General features: G+C 73.6%; 17 protein-coding genes and 1 pseudogene. 7 read left to right on the top strand and 11 right to left on the bottom strand.

The window, feature by feature from the left end; all coding sequences use genetic code 11:
• Positions 1–31: 31 nt before the first annotated feature.
• Both ACIRSU_RS34320 and ACIRSU_RS34315 read right to left on the bottom strand, forming a co-directional pair.
• Entirely contained in the window at positions 32–772 is a 741-nt protein-coding gene (locus ACIRSU_RS34320) for an RDD family protein (protein ID WP_403801028.1), read from the bottom strand.
• A gap of 1,050 nt (positions 773–1,822) precedes the next feature.
• Positions 1,823–1,942: pseudogene (locus ACIRSU_RS34315) on the bottom strand (DUF2510 domain-containing protein); the annotation flags it as partial.
• 320 nt (positions 1,943–2,262) lie between these two features.
• Between ACIRSU_RS34315 and ACIRSU_RS34310 the strand changes: the two are divergent.
• Positions 2,263–2,757 (top strand): SsgA family sporulation/cell division regulator, encoded by a 495-nt coding sequence (locus ACIRSU_RS34310; RefSeq protein WP_403800845.1) that lies wholly within the window; start codon positions 2,263–2,265, stop codon positions 2,755–2,757.
• Positions 2,758–2,765: 8 nt separating this feature from the next.
• Here the strand turns inward: ACIRSU_RS34310 and ACIRSU_RS34305 are convergent, their stop codons facing one another.
• Positions 2,766–4,145, bottom strand: coding sequence for an FAD-binding oxidoreductase (locus tag ACIRSU_RS34305; protein WP_403800843.1), 1,380 nt, complete (start codon positions 4,143–4,145; stop codon positions 2,766–2,768).
• A gap of 98 nt (positions 4,146–4,243) precedes the next feature.
• On the opposite strand from ACIRSU_RS34305, the gene ACIRSU_RS34300 reads away from it, so the two are divergent.
• Positions 4,244–5,725 (top strand): tetratricopeptide repeat protein, encoded by a 1,482-nt coding sequence (locus ACIRSU_RS34300; protein ID WP_403800840.1) that lies wholly within the window; start codon positions 4,244–4,246, stop codon positions 5,723–5,725.
• 137 nt (positions 5,726–5,862) lie between these two features.
• Here the strand turns inward: ACIRSU_RS34300 and hppD are convergent, their stop codons facing one another.
• Positions 5,863–7,008: a 4-hydroxyphenylpyruvate dioxygenase gene (gene hppD / locus ACIRSU_RS34295; protein WP_403800837.1), complete on the bottom strand. Its 1,146-nt coding sequence runs from the start codon at positions 7,006–7,008 to the stop codon at positions 5,863–5,865.
• A 121-nt stretch (positions 7,009–7,129) separates the two neighbouring features.
• On the opposite strand from hppD, the gene ACIRSU_RS34290 reads away from it, so the two are divergent.
• The 4 genes from ACIRSU_RS34290 (at position 7,130) to ACIRSU_RS34275 (ending at position 10,035) form a co-directional block, all read left to right on the top strand.
• Positions 7,130–7,609, top strand: coding sequence for an Lrp/AsnC family transcriptional regulator (locus ACIRSU_RS34290; RefSeq protein WP_403800834.1), 480 nt, complete (start codon positions 7,130–7,132; stop codon positions 7,607–7,609).
• A gap of 97 nt (positions 7,610–7,706) precedes the next feature.
• On the top strand, positions 7,707–8,330 hold the full coding sequence (locus ACIRSU_RS34285; RefSeq protein WP_403800831.1) for an ArsR/SmtB family transcription factor: 624 nt from the start codon (positions 7,707–7,709) through the stop codon (positions 8,328–8,330).
• A 37-nt stretch (positions 8,331–8,367) separates the two neighbouring features.
• On the top strand, positions 8,368–8,544 hold the full coding sequence (locus tag ACIRSU_RS34280) for a hypothetical protein (RefSeq protein ID WP_403800829.1): 177 nt from the start codon (positions 8,368–8,370) through the stop codon (positions 8,542–8,544).
• A gap of 159 nt (positions 8,545–8,703) precedes the next feature.
• A complete protein-coding gene (locus ACIRSU_RS34275; protein WP_403801025.1) occupies positions 8,704–10,035 on the top strand; it encodes an MFS transporter in 1,332 nt (443 codons plus the stop codon).
• Here ACIRSU_RS34275 and ACIRSU_RS34270 read toward each other — a convergent pair.
• Together ACIRSU_RS34270 and ACIRSU_RS34265 are read right to left on the bottom strand one after the other, a co-directional pair.
• Positions 9,968–10,771 (bottom strand): S16 family serine protease, encoded by an 804-nt coding sequence (locus ACIRSU_RS34270; protein ID WP_403800826.1) that lies wholly within the window; start codon positions 10,769–10,771, stop codon positions 9,968–9,970. The genes ACIRSU_RS34275 and ACIRSU_RS34270 overlap by 68 nt on opposite strands.
• A gap of 9 nt (positions 10,772–10,780) precedes the next feature.
• A complete protein-coding gene (locus tag ACIRSU_RS34265) occupies positions 10,781–11,974 on the bottom strand; it encodes an acetylhydrolase (RefSeq protein WP_403800823.1) in 1,194 nt (397 codons plus the stop codon).
• Positions 11,975–12,103: 129 nt separating this feature from the next.
• Between ACIRSU_RS34265 and ACIRSU_RS34260 the strand changes: the two genes are divergently transcribed.
• Positions 12,104–13,174, top strand: a complete 1,071-nt coding sequence (locus tag ACIRSU_RS34260; protein ID WP_403800820.1) for an ArsR/SmtB family transcription factor — start codon at positions 12,104–12,106, stop codon at positions 13,172–13,174.
• Between the two features lie 18 nt (positions 13,175–13,192).
• Here the strand turns inward: ACIRSU_RS34260 and ACIRSU_RS34255 are convergent, their stop codons facing one another.
• From ACIRSU_RS34255 to ACIRSU_RS34235, 5 genes are all read right to left on the bottom strand, one after another.
• On the bottom strand, positions 13,193–13,834 hold the full coding sequence (locus tag ACIRSU_RS34255; RefSeq protein ID WP_403800816.1) for an IclR family transcriptional regulator: 642 nt from the start codon (positions 13,832–13,834) through the stop codon (positions 13,193–13,195).
• Between the two features lie 559 nt (positions 13,835–14,393).
• On the bottom strand, positions 14,394–16,187 hold the full coding sequence (locus tag ACIRSU_RS34250; RefSeq protein WP_403801023.1) for a DEAD/DEAH box helicase: 1,794 nt from the start codon (positions 16,185–16,187) through the stop codon (positions 14,394–14,396).
• Positions 16,188–16,536: 349 nt separating this feature from the next.
• Positions 16,537–16,953: a type II toxin-antitoxin system death-on-curing family toxin gene (locus ACIRSU_RS34245; protein WP_403800814.1), complete on the bottom strand. Its 417-nt coding sequence runs from the start codon at positions 16,951–16,953 to the stop codon at positions 16,537–16,539.
• Positions 16,950–17,132 carry a hypothetical protein gene (locus tag ACIRSU_RS34240; RefSeq protein WP_403800812.1) on the bottom strand — a complete coding sequence of 61 codons (183 nt, stop codon included), beginning with the start codon at positions 17,130–17,132 and terminating at the stop codon, positions 16,950–16,952. Before ACIRSU_RS34240 ends, ACIRSU_RS34245 begins: the two co-directional genes overlap by 4 nt.
• Before the next feature lie 114 nt (positions 17,133–17,246).
• Positions 17,247–18,740, bottom strand: a complete 1,494-nt coding sequence (locus ACIRSU_RS34235) for an MFS transporter (RefSeq protein ID WP_403800809.1) — start codon at positions 18,738–18,740, stop codon at positions 17,247–17,249.
• Positions 18,741–18,846: the final 106 nt, after the last annotated feature.

The following is an 18,846-nucleotide window of genomic DNA, read 5'->3' as shown; positions in this document are numbered from 1 at the left end:
GCCCGTTCGGGGGACGGTGCCCGGGCAGCCGCTACCGGGCCACGAAGGTCCTGGCCGCCTTGTCGTGCCAGCACTGCCGCCACGGCCGGTCGAACAGGCACCACAGCACGTTCAGCACCCCGACCCCGAGCAGCCCGAGCACCCCGTACACCAGCCACCGCCGCAGCGCGGCGCCGAACGTGGGCGGCTCGTGCGCCTCGATGTCCCGCACCTGGATCCCGCACACCTTCTTCCCCAGCGTGCGCCCCCACTTCGCGGTCGGCACCACCTCGTACACGACCCCGAGCACGAAGAACGCGGCCAGCACGATCCCGAACTGCACCGCCGTCGTCGAGTCGACCAGCCACACCTGCACGGTCACCCCGGACTGCCGCGCCGCCTCGATCTTCTCCTCGATGTGCGCGAGCGCCGCACTGACGAAGGGATACGCCACGGCCCCCACGGCCGCGCCGAAGACCACCCCGTCAACGACACGCGCAAGCAACCGCCGCCCCATCCCGGCAGGCCGCGCGGCCGCCTGCTCGCGAGCGGCGGAGGTGAAGACGTCGTCGACGGGGGGCTTCCAGGGGACGACGGGGGGCGCAGCGGAGTCGGGAACTTGACCGGACGGCCCTTGGGGGGTCCAGGGGGCGGGGGCGTGCGGGGCGGGGGCGTGCGGGGCGGCGGACTGCGGGGCGGCGGCGTGGGGGGCGGCGGCGTGGGGGGCTGCCGCCTGCGGGGCGGCGGCGGGCAGGGCCGCGCCCTGCGGGGCAGTGGCCGGATTTATGGGCATCCCGCCGAGCCGCGCGGACGCGGCGGCGGGGCCCGCGGGCTGCGAGCCGGCGGAGGGCCAGGCGGGCGCCGCCGGGGCGGCGTTCGCCTCGGAGCGCGGCGAGGCGGTGCCGGACCAGGGCGCGGGGTGCCCCGGCCCACTGCCTTGGCCAGGCACGGAAGCCGCGCCTTCGGCCGCGGGGCCTCCCGGCGTCGCGGCCGGGGTGTCGCCGGAGCCCTGGACGCCGTTGCCGGCTGCGGAGGCCGCACCGGGCCCCCGGCCGCCGAAGTCGGCGGAGCCGCCACGTACCGCCGCCGAGTCGGCGCCGGCGGACGATTCCGGGGCCGCGGAACCGGTGACGGCGGGGCCTGACGCCTGCCCGCCGGGCGGAGTCGCGCCACGCGCGCCGTCGGTGCCGGCGCCGGGCGCAGGCCAAGCAGGGGACCCGGCAGCGCCGCCGGGCGTACGACCGTCTGAAGGCGTCCCGGCCCCGGCGTCGTGGACCGAGCCCGCCCCACGGGCGCTGCCCGTGCCGGCGGTTGCCTGCTCGGCGCCACTCCCGGCGGCAGGCCAAGCAGGCGCCCCGGCCGCGCCGGTGGCGGCAGCGCCGCCGGGCGTACGGTCGCCGGAAGGCCCGCCCGCGCCGGTCTGCGCGTCGGCCGCGGGCCAAGCCGAAGCAGCGTCAGCAGAAGCACCCGATCGGGTGTCGGTCGACCCACCGGCAGCAGGCCAGTCAGGCGCAGCGCCGGCCGCCTGGCCCAGCACGGCCGGGTGTGCCGCGTCGGTGTCGGCAGGCGCGGCCGGCTGTCCGGCACCGCCGCCGGCCGAAGGCCAGCCCGCGCTCGCCGCGCGCGGGTCCGTCGCGTCCGGGCGTCCCCAGGAGACGCGTTGGTCGCGGTCGCCGCCGAAGCCCGTCTGCTGGGAGGTGGAGGCCTGCCAGGCCGAGGCCGCGGGGGCCTCGTCCAGGAACATGGGGCCCGTTTCCTCGACCGAGGGGACCGAGGGGGCCGGCTGGGGGGCGGCGGCGGAGCGCGGCGCGCCGGGGAGGGCTTCGCCCTCCTTGGGGGCCGGGCGGCTGGTGCCGGGGACCCACGCGTTGCCGTTCCAGAAGCGGATGTACCCCGGAATGGACGGGTCCGGGTAGTAGCCCGCCTGCGGTACGTCTCCGCCGCCTCCTGGAGGAGTAGCCACTGCCCCGACTCCGTTCCGTCACAACGCCTTGATCCGCGCGGGCCGCGCCCGCGGCCCAGGGAGGACAGTAACGAAGAACGACCCCGCTGGGACAAGGAGCCCACCAGAAAGCCCGCCTTCGGGGGACACCCTCACGAAATCGTCACCCAGAGTGATCCTCGGGCCCCCGCCTACCCCCGTAGACCGGCCCCACACTCACGCCGGAGCCGCTCCAAAAAATTTCCCAGAAACTTTTCCGAAGTCGCGTAATGGATCCGCCCGACGCCCCTCTCTCCCAGTGAAGGCCCACCCATGGGCCCCACCCAGAGAGGCCACCCGCCATGCAGAACACCGACAACAACAACGTCGTCGAGCGCGAGCTCGAGCTCAAGCTCGTCCTGTCCCCCGAGCGCTCCGTCCCCGTCCCCGCCCGCCTCGCCTACCGCACCGACGACCCGTACGCCGTCCACATCACCTTCCACATCGGCTCGGACCACCCGGTCAACTGGACGTTCGCGCGCGAACTGCTGGTGGAGGGCGTGTTCCGGGCGTGCGGGCACGGGGACGTGCGGATCTGGCCGACGAAGGTCGACGGGCGGAACGTCATCCTGATGGCCCTGTCCTCCCCCGACGGCGACGCCCTCCTGGAGGCCCCGTCCGCGCAGGTGTCCGCGTGGCTGGAGCGGACCCTGCGCGTGGTGCCGCCGGGCACCGAGACCGAGCAGCTCGGCATCGACGACGGTCTGGCCGAGCTGCTCGCCACCACCGTCCTGGCGGACGAGCTGTGGCTGCGCGACCCGTGGCCGTCGGACGAGTCCGCGGACGGCGACCTGTGAGCAGGGACTCAGAAGAGCTTGCCCGGGTTCAGCAGACCCAGCGGGTCGAACGTCTTCTTGATCCCGCGCTGCAGCTCCACGCCCACCGGCCCGAGCTCCCGCGCCAGCCACTCCTTCTTCAGCACGCCCACCCCGTGCTCGCCGGTGATCGTGCCGCCGAGTGCGAGGCCGAGCGCCATGATCTCGTCGAAGGACTCCCGCGCCCGCCGCGACTCGTCCTCGTCGGCGTGGTCGAAGCAGACGACGGGATGGGTGTTGCCGTCGCCGGCGTGCGCGCAGACGCCGATGGTCAGCGCGTACTTCTCGGCGATCGCCGCCGTGCCCGTGAGCATCGCGGCGAGCTTCGTACGCGGCACGCACACGTCGTCGATCATCGTCGCGGGCTTGATGGTCTCCAGGGCGGTGAGCGAGAGCCGCCGGGCCTGCAGGAGGAGTTCGGACTCGGCGACGGAGTCCGCCGGCACGACCTCCGTCGCGCCCGCGGCCCGGCACAGCTCCCCCACGGCGGCGAGGTCGGCGGCCGGGTCCGGGGTGTCGAAGGCGCACAGGAGCAGCGCCTCGGTGGTGTCGGGCAGGCCCATGTGGGCGAGCTTGTTGACGGCCCGGACGGTGGTGCCGTCCATCAGTTCGAGGAGCGACGGGGTGTGGCCGCGCTCCATGATCGTGCAGACGGCCGCGCACGCCGCCTCCGCCGACGGGAACTCGGCGGCGAGCGCGAGCTGGGCCGGCGGCTGCGGCTTGAGCGCGAGCACGGCCCCGACGACGATGCCGAGGCTGCCCTCGGAGCCGACGAAGAGCCGGGTCAGGTCGTATCCGGCGACGCCCTTCGCCGTGCGCCGGCCGGTGCGCAGCAGCCGCCCGTCGGCGAGGACGACGTCGAGACCGAGCACGTACTCGGCGGTGACCCCGTACTTCACGCAGCACAGCCCGCCGGAGGCCGTCCCGATGTTGCCGCCGATGGTGCATGTCTCCCAGCTGGAGGGGTCGGGCGGGTAGGAGAGGCCGTGTTCGGCGACGGCCCGCGAGAGCACGGCGTTGACGACGCCCGGTTCGACGACGGCGATCCGGTCGACGGGGTCGATCTCCAGGATGCGGTCCATCCTGACGAGCGAGAGCACGATGCAGCCGTCGGAGGCGTTGGCGGCACCGGACAGGCCGGTGCGGGCGCCTTGCGGGACGACGGGGACGCGCAGTTCGGTCGCGGTGCGCATCACGTGCTGGACCTGTTCGACGGTGCGCGGGAGCACGACGGCCGCGGGGGTGCCGGCCGTGCAGAAGCTCGCCATGTCGTTGGCGTAGGAGGCGGTGACGTCGGGGTCGGTGAGCACGGCCTCGGCGGGGAGCCCGGCCAGGAGCAGTTCGTGGAGCCTCTCGTGAAGATCGTCCATGCGTCCAGCCTGGCACCCGGGGCCATCGGTGTGAACCCGCCGTCGCCCGTGGCTCGTGTGCTCTTCGTACAGCGGCGTACGGGCGCACAGTGTGCGCCATGAGACCCGAGAACGTGTCGCGGACGGTCCTCGCCTCCGGCGTGGGCGCGGTGCTCGCGGCGACGGCGCTGCTGTACGTGCCCGAGCTGGTCGGCCGGACCCCGGAGCGGCCGCCCGGAGCGGCCGAGCGCGCGACACACGCGGCGAACGCGGGGGCCCAGGCGGCGCTGCCCGATCTGGTCGCGCTGATCGGCGACCGGGAGACGTGGCTGCGGGCCCATCCGGATGACGCGGCGTCATGGGCGCTGCTCGGCGCGGCCTATACGGAGCGGGGGCTGCGGCGCGCGGACCCGGCGGACCTGCCGCGGGCCGAGCGGGCCCTGGAGCGCTCCCTGAAGACGAAGAGCGCCGGGAAGGCCGGGAACGCGGGGAACCTGGACGCGCAGGTGGGCATGGCGGCCCTCGCGAACGCGCGCGGCGACTGGAAGTCGGGCAAGGAGTGGGGCGAGCGGGCCCGGAACGCGGACCCGAAGCGCTGGGCCGCGTACCCGGTCCTCATCGACGCGTACGACGGTCTCGGCGACTACGCGGCGGCCCAGAAGGCGACCGAGGCGCTGGCCGAGCTGCACTCGGGCTCGGCGGTCAGCGCGCGTTCGGCGCAGCTCTACCGCAACCTCGGCTGGCGCGAGGACGCCGGCGCGGCGGCCCTGGACGCGGTGGCGCTGGCGGAGACGGCCCCGGAGAAGGCGGCGGCGCTGTCCCGGGCCGGCGATCTGGCGTGGGAGCGGGGCGAGCCGAAGGAGGCCCTCGCGCAGTACGCGGCCGCGCTCGGTCTCGTAAAGGATCACGGGCCGTCGCTCGCGGGCCGGGCGCGGGCGCGGGCGGCGCTCGGCCGGACGCAGGAGGCGGTACGGGACTGGCGGGCGGCCCTGGAGCGGCTGCCGCTGCCGGAATACCTCCTGGAGGCGGCCGAGCTGGACGAGTCGCTCGGCCTGGACGGGGACGCGCGGGCGCTGTACGAGCGGCTGCGGACCACGGCGTGGCCGGGGGCGGAGGTCACGCTCGGTCTGCTGGACGCGGACCACGGCGGCGCGGCGCGGACGGCGGACGCGGTACGGCGGCTGCGGGCCGCGTGGGCGGGCGGGCACCGTTCCGTACAGGTGGCGGACGCCCTCGGCTGGGCGCTCTTCCGGTCGGGCGAGCCGAAGGAGGCGCTGGCGTACGCGAAGAAGGCCACCGACGAGGGGCTGCGCAGCGCGCTGTTCGCCTACCACCGCGGGGAGATCGAGCGGGCCCTTGAGGACTACGGCCCGGCCCGCCGCCACCTCGCGGAGGCGCTGCGGATCAACCCGTACTTCTCGCCGCTGCTCGCGCCGCGCGCTAAGGAGTCCCTGGCGGCGCTCGGCGATCCGCCGGACGAGCTGCCCAAGGACGTACGCCCCGAGAAGGACGTGCAACCGGAGAAGGACGCCCAGCCGGAGACGAACGCGGAGCCGGAGCGTCCCGGGAAGCCTGGCGTTCCGAAGAAGCCCGGCATGTAGGGCATGCAGGCGGCGTCCAGGTGGTGGGTGCCCCGGGCGGGCCCCCCGTACCCGCCCGGGGCGTGGCAGGGGCCCGGCCCGGTGCTGTCACCCGGGTCGGGCCCCTGCCGTGCGAGGTGGCTGGGAAGCGGCAGCCGTCAGAGGTTGCCGCGCTTCTCCTGCTCGCGCTCGATCGCCTCGAACAGGGCCTTGAAGTTGCCCTTGCCGAAGCCCATGGAGCCGTGGCGCTCGATCATCTCGAAGAAGACGGTCGGGCGGTCCTGGACCGGCTTGGTGAAGATCTGCAGCAGGTAGCCGTCCTCGTCGCGGTCGGCGAGGATCTTCAGCTCGCGCAGGGTGTCGATCGGGACGCGGGTGTCACCGACCCACTCGCCGAGCGTGTCGTAGTACGAGTCCGGGGTGTCCAGGAACTGCACGCCGGCGGCGCGCATCGCGCGCACCGAGGCGACGATGTCGTTGGTGGCGAGGGCGATGTGCTGGACGCCGGGGCCGCCGTAGAACTCCAGGTACTCGTCGATCTGCGACTTCTTCTTCGCGATCGCCGGCTCGTTGATCGGGAACTTCACCTTGAGGGTGCCGTCCGCGACGACCTTCGACATCAGCGCCGAGTACTCGGTCGCGATGTCGTCGCCCACGAACTCCTTCATGTTCGTGAAGCCCATGACCTTGTTGTAGAAGCCGACCCACTCGTTCATCTTGCCGAGCTCGACGTTGCCGACGCAGTGGTCGATGGCCTGGAAGGTCCGCTTGGCCGGCGGCTCGACCATCGGCTGGGCGGCGACGTAACCGGGGAGGTACGGGCCGTCGTAGCCGGAGCGGTCGACGAGGGTGTGGCGGGTCTTGCCGTACGTGGCGATGGCGGCGAGGACGACGGTGCCGTGCTCGTCCTTGAGCTCGTACGGCTCGACGAGGCCGGTGGCGCCCTGCTCGACGGCGTGGGCGTAGGCGGCGCGCGCGTCCGGCACCTCGATCGCCAGGTCGATCACGCCGTCGCCGTGCTCGGTGACGTGGTCGGCGATGAAGCGGCCCCACTCGGTGGTGGCCTTGATGACGGAGGTGAACACGAAACGGGCGGAGCCGTTGGTGAGGACGTAGTTGGCGGTCTCGCGGCTGCCGTTCTCCGGTCCGGAGTACGCGACCAGCTTCATGCCGAAGGCCGTGGAGTAGTAGTGCGCGGCCTGCTTGGCGTTGCCGACGGCGAAGACGACCGCGTCCATACCCTTCACCGGGAAGGGATCGGCCTCACGCGCGGTGGAAGTGGTGTGATCGATGGTCTCAGTCATGTGATGAGCGTCCCGCCGGTCTGCAGGCTGCGCAATAGTTTCTTGTTCCCCTGGTCAATCTGCCCAGCGACCGGCCAGTATGAGCGGGCGTCTTGTACATGCTGACCATCGGGAGGCCGCCGTGGCGATCGATCATCTGGACGGACGGCTCATCGTCCTCCTCGCGAAGGAGCCCCGGATCGGGGTCCTGGAGGCGTCACGACGGCTCGGCGTGGCGCGCGGCACGGTCCAGGCACGGCTCGACCGGCTCCAGTCGAACGGAGTCATCCGCGGCTTCGGCCCCCAGGTCGATCCGGCGGCCCTCGGCTATCCGGTCACGGCCTTCGCGACCCTGGAGATCAAGCAGGGCCAGGGCGCCGACGTGCGCGGACATCTGGCGACCGTGCCCGAGGTCCTGGAGCTGCACACGACGACCGGCCACGGGGACATGCTGTGCCGGCTCGTGGCCCGCTCCAACGCCGATCTCCAGCGCGTGATCGACCGCGTGGTCGGCTTCGAGGGCATCGTCCGGGCCTCGACGGCGATCGTCATGGAGAACCCGGTCCCGCTGCGGATCATCCCGCTGGTGGAACAGGCGGCGGAGGACCAGCCGCCGCGGTGAGGCCGCGGTGGCCGGGCGGGCACCGCTCCCGGAAGTTGCAAAGAAGTCTCTGCAAAAAACCCTTGCAGAGGGTTCTTTGCAACTCTACTGTGGAGTCATGCCCGAGAAGCCCGAACCCGAAGTCGGTCCCGTAGCCGGACACGAAGAGCGGCAGCCCGACCCCCGCGTGCTGGACCCGCGCTCCCTGCGCGGGCTCGCCCACCCGCTGCGCATCCAGCTGCTGCGCGCCCTGCGCCACCACGGCCCCGCCACCGCCTCCCAACTGGCCGAGCGGCTCGGCGAGTCCAGCGGCGCCACCAGCTACCACCTGCGCCAGCTCGCCGCCCACGGCTTCATCGAGGACGCCCCGGACCGCGGCAAGGGGCGGGAGCGCTGGTGGCAGGCGGTGGCGGGCGGCACGAGCTTCGACGAGGCGCTGTACAAGAACCCCGACCCCGAGGTCCAGGGCGCCATCGAGGTCTATCTCCACGAGATCGCGAACATCCACACGCAGGAGCTGAACACCTACCTCGGCACCCGCCACCAGTGGGCCGACATCTGGGTGGGCGCCTCGGACATGAGCGACTTCACGCTCCACCTGACGCCCGAGCGGCAGAGCGAGCTCAACGAGAAGATCCACGACCTGATCAAGGAGTACAGCACGGCCGCCGACCCGGACGCCGCCGACGTGCAGCGGGTCCGCATGCACCTGCACGCCTTCCCCCAGCACGGCGCGAACTGACCGCCCGACCGCCACCACGACCGGAAAGGCCACATCCATGCACGCCGACGTCCACCTCGCACTGCACCGCCTGACCGCCACCGAACTCCAGCAGTCCGCGGCCACCGCCGCGCCGACCACTCCCGTGCGCGTCCAACTGGGGTGGAGGCTCGTCGAGTTCGGCCTCAGGCTCGCCGTCGCCGAGCCGCAGGGCATAACCGTCCGCGCTGCCTGACCGCGCCGAACAAGCCGAACAAGCCGAACGAGCCGACGAGCCGACGAGCCGACGAGCGAACGAAACCGGGGGGACTTCACCGTGCGCTCACGCACCCGATCACACACCCGCACAGACACCCGCGAAGACACCCGCACAGACACCCACTCACGCACTCCACTGGCGAGCGTCCTCGCCGCCAACGCCATCTCCATCAGCGGCAATTCGCTCACCCTCATCGGCGTCCCGTGGTTCGCCCTGGAGACCACGGGAAGCCCCGGCAAGGCCGGTCTCGTCGCCTTCTGCGCCGCCGTGCCCGTCGTCGTCTCCGCGATCGCCGGCGGGCCCGTGCTCGACCGGATCGGCCGCCGCCGGGTCTCCGTCGTCTCCGACCTGGTCTGCGCGCTCGCGCTCGCCGCCATCCCGCTGCTCAACGGGGCCGGGCTGCTGCGGTTCTGGATGCTGTGCGCGCTGATGGGCGTCACCGGCCTCTTCCACGCGCCCGGCGAGACCGCCCGTCATGTCCTCGTCCCCGACCTCGCCGAGCGGGCCGGCACTCCGCTGTCCCGCGCCGCCAGCCTCTACGACGCCGTGTCACGCGGCGCGAGGATGACCGGCGCCGCCGTCGGCGGCCTGCTCGTGGCGCTGATAGGCGCCGACACGGTGCTGTACGTGGACGGTGCCACCTTCCTGGTCTCCGCGCTGCTCGTCCTGGCGGGCCTGCGGGGCGTCCCGGCGGCCGAACCCCTGCGCGACGCACCCGCGTTGAACCTCGCCGCCTACCGTGCCGACCTGCGCGAGGGCTACTCCTTCCTGCTGCGCACCCGGCTGCTGCTCGCCGTCGACCTGATGGTGATGGTCACCAACGGGCTCGCCCTGAGCTGGAGCGCGGTGCTCCTGCCGATCCACGCCCGCGAGGAGCTGGGCGGCTCGGCCGCGCAGGGCCTGCTGGTCGCCGTCTTCGGCGGCAGCGCCCTCGCCGGTGCGCTGCTCTACGGCGCGCTGGGCCACCGCCTCCCGCGCCGGCCGGTCTTCACCGCGGGTTTCCTGATATCCGGCGCGCCGATCATCACGGCCGCGTTCACCCACACCGTCGCGCCGATGGTGGTGGCGGCGGTGCTCGGCGGGCTCGGTGCCGGGGTGCTCAACCCGATCCTCACCACGGCCTTCTACGAGGTGGTGCCAGAGGAACTGCGCAGCCGCGTCGGCGGCGCCAGCACGGCCGCCGTGCTGCTCACGACCCCGCTCGGCGGGCTGGCGGCCGGCTTCCTGGTCGAGAGCGTGGGCATCACGGGGGCGCTGCTCACGGTCGGCGGGGCGTTCGTCCTGGCCACCCTGTCGCCGCTGCTGTTCCCGGTCTGGCGCGAGCTGGACGCCCCCGCCTCGGCCGCCGCCTCGGCCCGCGCTTCCGGCCCGGCCTCCGGCCCCGCCAAGGCCTCCGGCCCTAGCAGCTCGGGACCTTCGACTCCTGGCCCTGCTCCAGAGCCCGCAGGGACGACACCGCGTCGCTGAGCTCGGTGACCGGGACGAGCCGCAGCCCCTTCGGCAGCTCCGACTGCGCCTGGGAGCACTCGTCCTTCGGCACCAGGAAGACGGTGGCGCCGTCGCGCGCGGCGGCCTGCGTCTTCAGGGACACCCCGCCGACGGCGCCGACCTTCCCGTCCGGCTCGATCGTGCCCGTACCGGCCACGGTCCGGCCGCCGGTGAGGTCACCGCCGTCACCGTCACCGTCGATCTTGTCGACGATGCCGAGGGAGAAGAGCAGTCCGGCGCTGGGGCCGCCGACGTCGGCGAGGTGGAGGTTCACCTTCACCTTCTTCGGGTCCAGCTTCAGATAGCCGAGGGCGGCGAGGGTGGCCGCGTCCTGCGACTCCTTCATCTGGCCGAGGTTGTGCTGCTCGATCTCCTTGTCGGACTGCCCCGGCGGGTAGACGGAGGCCTTCGGCAGCACGGCCCGGTCGGTGCGGAACCAGGCGTCGGTCACGTCCCCGAGATCGATGGACGCGGACGGCCCGGTCGCCAGGATCGTGGTCATCCGCAGCTGTCCCTCGGTCGGCCGGACCGGGGCACCGGAGACCGTGATCACCTCACGGCCCTGGTCCTTGCCGAGCACGTCGGCGGTCGAGCCGGGCTGCGCGATCGAGAACGGCAGCGGCGCGAGCCCGGCGACGGCGAGCAGCGCGACGACGGGCACGGCACAGAACGCGAGGGCACGGGTGCGCGGGATACCTGCGAGACGGGAGAGCACGCCCCCAATCTACTGGGCGCCCGCCCGGTGGCCCGCTAGGCCGCCGGGCGGGCCCTGGGGCAGCCGGGCGGGCCGGGGCAGCCGGTGGGCGAAGAAGGCGCCGACCCGGTTCCGCAGCGCCGCGACGGTCACGGCCGGGTCGGCGGTGCCGACGAGCGCGGCGCGGGTGGCGGGGGTCACCAGGCCGGCGCTCTGGAGCTGGGGCACGAGGGCCGCGTAGTCGGTGAGCGCCCAGTGGCCGGCGCCCGTCAGCAGGGCGCGGGTGCCGGGGATGCCGGCCCAGGAGCGTTCGATGCGGGCGGCGCCGTCGAAGCCGTCGGTGCGGAGGAGCAGCAGGGGCCGGTCGAAGTCGTGGAGGGAGCCCTGGGGGTCGAGGCCGTCCAGGTCGAGATAGCCCTCCAGGTTGGCGACGGCGCGGACGCGGCGGTCGCGGAGGGCGGTGTGGACGGCGGCGGTGCCGCCGGCGGAGTGCCCGTAGATCCCGACGGCGGGGGCGTCGGGGAAGTGGCGAGAGAGGAGGTCGGGGCGGTGCCCGGGAAGGAGGCCGGAGAGGAGGCCGGGGAGGTGGTCGAGGACGAGGCGGAGGTCGGCGACCCGGGTGTCGATCATGGTGCGGAAGGTCGCCGGGTCCGGTTCCCCGCGCAGCGCGGTGACCCGGATCCCGCTCGGCAGCTCCACCTGGCTGGCGTCGCCCGGGTGGTCGACGAGGACGACGATCCGGCCGTGGCCGGCCAGGTCCTCGGCGAGAAGGGTGCCGAGGGTGCGGGAGTCGCCGCCGCCCGGGCTGTAGAGCAGCACGGGCCAGGGCCCGGGCAGCGGGGGCGCGTCCAGGTGCCCGTGGGTGAGGACGGCGCCCCAGTCGACCGCGCCAGCCGCGGGCAGGCCGGGGTGGACGAGCGGTGCCAGTTCGGCGAAGACCTGGGCGGCGGCCGGGGTCAGCTGCGGGACGCGCGGGCAGCCGCGGACGGTGCGGGCCGGGTAGAGGACGGTGAGCATCACCTCGCGCGGGCCGCCGGCCCAGGGGTCGGTGCGCGAGGGGTCGGTGAGGTGGACGGTGCGCAGGCCGACGGGGTGCGGGCCGGTCGGCGCGGGCAGCCGGAGCTCGGGAAGCCGGGGCGCGGGGGCGGCCTGCGCGATCCCGGGCAGGAGGGCGGCGGCGGTGCCGAGCAGGGCGCCGGTGAGGACGGTGCGCCGGGAAGCCATGTGCCGGGAAGCCACCCGCCGAGAGTTCGTGCGTCGAGAAGTCATGCAAACATCGTCGGAGCGGGGCCCTTGCGGCGCGAAGGTTCAGGGCCTGCCCGAAAGGCTGGCGGAAGACGGGGAGTTGTGCCGGTGCTGCGCATCCACTTCACGGCGGACGACTTCGCCCGGGTCCGCTTCGCGCCCCGCCCTGCCCCGCTCCAGGAACTGCACGCGGCCCTCGCGACGGCCGTCGCGCCCCGCCCGGACCCGCTGTTCGGCCGCTGGCGCGGCCGGGTCCTGCGCACCCTGCCGGCCGCCGCCGAACCGCTCGCCGACCTGGTGCCGGCGGGCCGCCCGCCGTCCTTCCTCGACGTCCTCGGCGACACACTCGGCGACGGCTTCGACCGCATCCGCGCGACGGGCCCGGAGGTCGTCCGCGCCGAGCTGGCGCGGGTGTACGGGGCGGGGCCCGGCTCCCTGCCCGTACCGCGCTGGGTCCGGGGCCTGTACGCGGGCGAGGAGGCGTCCTGGCAGACCGTGCGCCGGGCCCAGCGGGCCGCGTACGAGACGGTCCTCGCCCCGGTCTGGCCGCTGATCCAGGACCTGCACCGCGAGGAGTTCGCCCGGCATGCCCTCACGGTCGCCGAGCACGGCCTGGCCGCCGCCCTGACGGCCCTCGCGCCGGACGCCCGGCTGGACGGCGCCGTCTGGGAGTGGCCGGCCTCCCCCGGACCTCGTCCGGGCGGACCCCCGCCGACCCGCGACGTCCACCTCGCAGGCCGGGGCCTGGTCCTCCTCCCGACCTTCCACCACCCGGCGGGCCCGCTCCTCCAGGACCTCCCGGCCCGCCCCGTGGTCCTCACCTACCCGGCGGGCCCCGGCCTCCCACCCGTACCGGAAGCCGAGGGCGACCCCGACGAGCCCCTGGCGGCGGTCCTGGGCCGCACCCGCGCGCACCTCCTCCGCCTGCTCACCGAGCCCCACACCACGTCGGCGTTGGCACGGGCACTCGGGGTGAGCAATGCGACGGCATCGGCGCATGCGGGGGCGCTGCGGGCGGCGGGCTTGGTGACGACGAGGAGGACCGGCAGGTCGGTGACCCACGAGCGGACGTCGCTCGGCGCCCTCGTTGTGGGCATACGTTCCGCAGGGGCGGAACGGGTGGGCACAACGCCACGGCGGACGTCGGCCGTGACAACTCGCCCCGCCCCGACCACGTAACCCTGGCAGCCGCGCGCTCTAGCGCAACGCGTCGGCGACCTCCCGGGCCGCGTCCACGACCCGCGGCCCCACCCGCTCCGGCACCGCGTCCGCGAGCATCACCACGCCCACGCTGCCTTCTATGCCGGTGACGCCGACGAGGGGCGCGGCGGCGCCGCTGGCGCCGGCTTCCAGCTCGCCGTGGGTGAGGGTGAAGCCGGGTTCGATGAGTTCGCCGGCGCGGGCCGCGAGTATGGCGCGGCCGGCGGCGCCGCGGTCGAGCGGGTGGCGGAAGCCGGCCCGGTAGGCCACGTGGTAGTCGGTCCAGGTGGGTTCGACGACGGCGACGGCGAGCGCCTCGGCGCCGTCGACGAGGGTGAGGTGGGCGGTCGCCCCGATGTCCTCGGCGAGGGAGCGCAGCGCGGGCAGCGCGGCCTCCCGCACGAGCGGGTGCACCTGCCGGCCGAGCCGCAGCACGCCGAGCCCGACCCTGGCGCGGCCGCCGAGGTCGCGGCGTACGAGGGCATGCTGTTCGAGCGTGGCGAGCAGACGGTAGACGACGGTCCGGTTCACCCCGAGTCGGTTGGACAACTCGGTGACGGTCAGGCCGTGGTCGGTGTCGGCTAGCAGTTTGAGGACCTTGAGTCCCCGGTCGAGCGTCTGGGAGGTTTCCGCGGTCACGACGCCCTCTCCTTCGGAGTGAGTGACAGCGGACTCGTACGAAAGCTGCGGCACCGGTCCCATCGGCGACGCACGTCAGAGGCCGCCGGCAGGACGGGGCACACCGGCTGCGCTCCGCGGCGGCGCTGCCACGGGGCGTTTGCTTGAGCCGGGACAGTAGCGACCTGTCCCGCTCAGCGGAAGACCTCGTCCAGAATCCGGGCGCGTGCGACCGGATACGGGCGGTTCGGGACCTAAGTCGGCTGAACACGGGACTTTGGCGGACAAGGGCGCCCGGTTCGTCCCCGTAGCGTGGGAGGTGTGCCCGGTTCCGACCGTGGGGGCCGGTTCCGGACATGGCCGAGGCCCGTACGCCGCCTGCGTACGGGCCTCGATTCCGTTATGCGCCTTGTGTCCGGGGGTGGTTCGGGAGCAGCTCGGGAGCGGTTCCGAAGCGGCTCGGGAGCGGCTCAGGGACGGCTCGGGAAGGGTTCCGGAGCAGCCCTGGAGCGGCTCGGGAGCGGCTCGGGAGCGGCTCGAGGACGCCTTGGGAGCGGCTCGAGAACGCCTTGGGAGCGGTTCACCGCATGCGGGTGGCCCACTCCTGGACCTTCTTGATCCGCTCGCGGATCTGTCCGGCGGTCGCCTCGGCGCTCGGCGGTCCGCCGCACACCCGGCGCAGCTCGGTGTGGATCACGCCGTGCGGCTTGCCGCTCTGGTGAACGTACGCACCGACCATCGTGTTGAGCTGTTTCCTCAGCTCGAGGAGCTCCTTGTGGGAAACGACGGGGCGCCGTTCCGCGGGAAGCTCCAACAGATCGGCCTCGGTGTCCGGCTTCTTGCGGCTGTGCGCGATCTGCCGGGCCTGCCGTTTCTGCAGCAGGAGCTGCACCTGGTCGGGTTCGAGGAGACCGGGAATGCCCAGGTAGTCCTGCTCCTCCTCGCTGCCGGGGTGGGCCTGCATGCCGAACTCGGCGGCGTTGTAGAGCACGCGGTCGAAGACGGCGTCGGACTCGAGGGCCTCGAAGGGCAGCATGTCCTGCTCGCCGGTGTCCTCGTCCTGCTGCTTCTCCGCCTCGGCCAGCTCCTTCTCGGACTCGGCGTACGGGTCCTCCTCGCCCTCCTTCTTCGGCCGGTCGAGGACGTGGTCGCGCTCGACCTCCATCTCGCTGGCGAAGGAGAGGAGGGTGGGGATGGTGGGAAGGAACACGGAGGCGGTCTCGCCGCGCCTGCGGGATCGCACGAAGCGGCCGACGGCCTGCGCGAAGAAGAGCGGAGTCGAGATCGTCGTCGCGTACACGCCGACGGCGAGCCGCGGCACGTCGACGCCCTCGGACACCATGCGGACGGCGACCATCCAGCGGTCGGTGCTCTCGCTGAACTCGTCGATCCGCCCGGAGGCGCCGGCGTCGTCGGAGAGCACGACGGTCGCCTTGGTGCCGGTGATCTCGCGGATCAGCTTGGCGTACGCGCGGGCCGAGTCCTGGTCGGAGGCGATGACCAGACCGCCGGCGTCCGGAATGGACTTCCGGACCTCGGTGAGCCGCTGGTCGGCGGCGCGCAGCACGTTCGGCATCCAGTCGCCGCGCGGGTCGAGCGCGGTGCGCCACGCCTGCGAGATCGCGTCCTTGGTCATCGGCTCGCCGAGCCTGGCGGCGATCTCGTCGCCGGCCTTGGTGCGCCAGCGCATGTTGCCGCTGTAGGAGAGGAAGATGACCGGCCGGACGACGTTGTCGTTGAGGGCGTTGCCGTAGCCGTAGGTGTAGTCGGCCGACGACCGCCGGATGCCGTCGTTCCCCTCCTCGTACGTGACGAAGGGGATCGGGTTGGTGTCGGAGCGGAAGGGCGTGCCGGTGAGCGCGAGCCGGCGGGTCGCCGGCTCGAAGGCCTCCAGGCACGCCTCGCCCCAGGACTTGGAGTCTCCGGCGTGGTGGATCTCGTCGAGGATGACGAGGGTCTTGCGCTGCTCGCTGCGGTTGCGGTGGAGCATGGGCCGCACGCCGACACCGGCGTACGTGATCGCGATGCCGTGGTACTCCTTGCTGAGCGGCCCGGCGCTGTAGTCGGGATCGAGCTTGATCCCTATCCGCGCCGCGGCGGCCGCCCACTGCTTCTTCAGGTGCTCGGTGGGTGCCACGACCGTGACCTGCTGCACCACGTGGTGGTGCAGCAGCCAGGACGCGAGGGTCAGCGCGAAGGTGGTCTTGCCGGCGCCCGGCGTGGCGACCGCGAGGAAGTCACGGGGCTGCTCCTGGATGTACTTCTCCATCGCGCCCTGCTGCCAGGCTCGCAGCTTGTTGGCGGTGCCCCAGGGGGCGCGGCCGGGGAAGGCGGGAGAGAGGTGATGGGAGGAGGTAGCGGTAGTAGTCACGATCTCCGGTTCGACGCTCGTCCAGATATGACAACCGGGCCACCTTACCGGTGCGACTGCCGCGAGCGGCTATGGAAAAGCCCGTGCCGCGGCACCGTGAGAGAGTCCTCACACTGCTCGGGAACCGTCTCCCGGACCGTCTTCCGAACTCTCTTCGGGTCCCCTTCCTGGCCGTCTTCCGGACTCTCCTCGGGTCCCCTCCCGGACCGTCTTCCGGACTCTTCTCGGGTCCCCTCCCGGACCCCCTTCCGGACTACCGCCCGGACCCCGTTCCGACCCCCTTCCGGACTCCCGCCCGGACCCCGTTCCGGCCCCCTCGCGCCCCCTGGTGAATCCCTCCCGAAAGCCCTCCTTACAGCCCTCCCGACAGCCCTCTCAAGCCCTCCGCGATGGCCGGGATGTCCGCCACTTCGCCACTCGCCACGCCCACGACCAGCGCATACGCCCGCTCCTGGCCACTGCCGCCGAGATGCCCGAGATCGACTCCGTTGACGGCGAGGAAGGTCGCCGCCGAGAGCCAGGCGGCGCGCTTGTTGCCGTCGACGAAGGGATGGTTCGAGGCGATGGCGTGGAGGAGGACGGCGGCCTGCTCGTGGAGGTCGCGGTACGCGCTCTCGCCGTACATGCGCGCCCGGGGCCGGTGCACGGCTGATTCCAGGAGCCCGGGCGCGCGGAGCTCGGGCACGCCGTCGCCGGTGAAGGCGATACGGGCGATGTCGGCCACCTCGGCGACGGTGAGGAAGCGGGTGGTGTCGCGGGACGTGCTCATTCGCCGAGCCTCCTCAGCAGCGGGGCGTGCCGGAGGGCGAGCCGCATGGCCTCGTGCCGTACGAGCGTGGCTTCGAGGTCCAGGTAACGCTGGACGGCCTCGCCGACGAGCTCTTCGGCGGAGAGGCCGCGGGCGTCGGCGAGGTCGGCGAGGGCGGCGGTGTCGTAGGACTGGACCATGCGCCGACGGTAGGCGGGGGCGCGGGGCCGGGGCGAAGGATTTTCGACGGGAGCAGTCGCGGCGGCTGGGATCCCCCCGGATTGAGCCGCGGGGGCGCCTGGCATCACCCGGGGTCAGGGGCTCGGGATGCGTCCGCTCCGCAGCCGCGTCGCGACCCACGCGCCGGCCGCCGCGACGACCGCCATCGGTACGAAGACGGCGGCGAAGGCCGCCGGGTGCGCGCCGCCCCCGGCTCCGGCTCCGGCCGCCGCGCCGTCGACGGCGTGCCCGACCGCTCCCCCGCCGAGCGCGGCGAAGGCGGCTCCGCCTGCCGCGAGCAGCAGGACGTTGGACAGGCCGTCGGAAATCTGGAGGGCGGCGGAGTTCGCGCCGGTCTCCTCCGGCGTGGAGAGCTTCAGGAGCAGCACGCTCGTGGAGGCGATCGCGATGCCCATCCCGAAGCACCCGAAGGCCCAGGCCACGGCCACCACCCACACCGGCACGGCCTCGATCAGCACGCTCGGCGCGGCGAGGATGCTCAGCGCGACGAGCACCATGCTGCCCGCCACGAGCCGCTCGCGGTACGGCTCGGTGCGCGGCCGGGACTGCACCCACGAACCGAACGCCCAGGTCAGACCACCGACGGCGAGCGAGAACCCGGCGAGCGTGGGGCTGAGGCCACGCTGGGTGACGAGCATCAGCGGGACGAAGGACTCGGCGGCGATGAAGGATCCGGCGGCGACCCCGCGCAGCAGGATCACGGACGGCAGCCCGCGGGCCGCGCGGTACGTGCCGCGCGGCAGCAGCCCCCGTACCGCCGGCACGAGCAGCGCCGCGCCGGCCGCGGCCGGCAGCAGCGAAAGCCAGCGCAGCTCCTGCCCGGCGTACTGCAGCAGCGCCGCGCCGAGCGAGATCCCGAGCGCGAGCCGGATGCGCCGCGCGTCCCACCCGGGCACGGGCGCGCCGGGGTCGGCGGGCCCGGAGGCGGTCCGCCGTATCGCGGGCAGCGCGAGCGCCAGCGGGAACACGACCAGGACCGGGATGCCGACGAACACCCACCGCCACCCCAGCTGCTCGGTGATCGTCCCGGCGGCCAGCGGCCCGACGACGGACGGCACGACCCACCCGGCGGCGATCGCCGCCATCATCGCGGGCCTCAGGTGCTCCTCGTACGCCCGGCTGATCACCACGTACAACGCCACGATCACCAGGCCGCCACCGAACCCCTGCACGGCCCGCCCCAGGATGAACATCCACATCGCCCCGGCCGTCCCGGACAGCAGCAGCCCCGCCGCGAAACAGCTCATCCCGACCGCGAGCGGCGCGAGCGGCCCGCTCCAGTCCGACCACTGCCCCGCCAGCACCATCCCGAACAGACTCGTCGTGAAGTACGCCGAGAACGCGAACGCGTACAGCGACACCCCGTCCAGCTCCCGCGCCGCCACCGGCATCGCCGTCCCGACCGCCGTCGCCTCGAACGCGATCAGCAGGACGACGGAGACGATCCCGATACTGAGCGCCCGATGAGCCCGGTCGAGCACGGATCCGCCGCCGGTGGGGGCGGGCGGCGCGGCGGCGGGGGCGGCGGTCGGCGCGACATCGGTGTCGCGCGGTTCGAGGGCGCTCATACGCCCCAGAGTAAGGGCCGAACGCGTCAATGACCCCTGTCCGTGGTCGCAGCCCCGCTCCCCCGATGGTCGTAGGACCGGGACGCCGCCCCGCCCCCCTGTGAAC

It is taken from the genome of Streptomyces sp. NPDC101160 (assembly GCF_044768205.1).
Lineage (GTDB): Bacteria > Actinomycetota > Actinomycetes > Streptomycetales > Streptomycetaceae > Streptomyces.
This window is presented reverse-complemented; position numbering and strand designations above follow the sequence as displayed.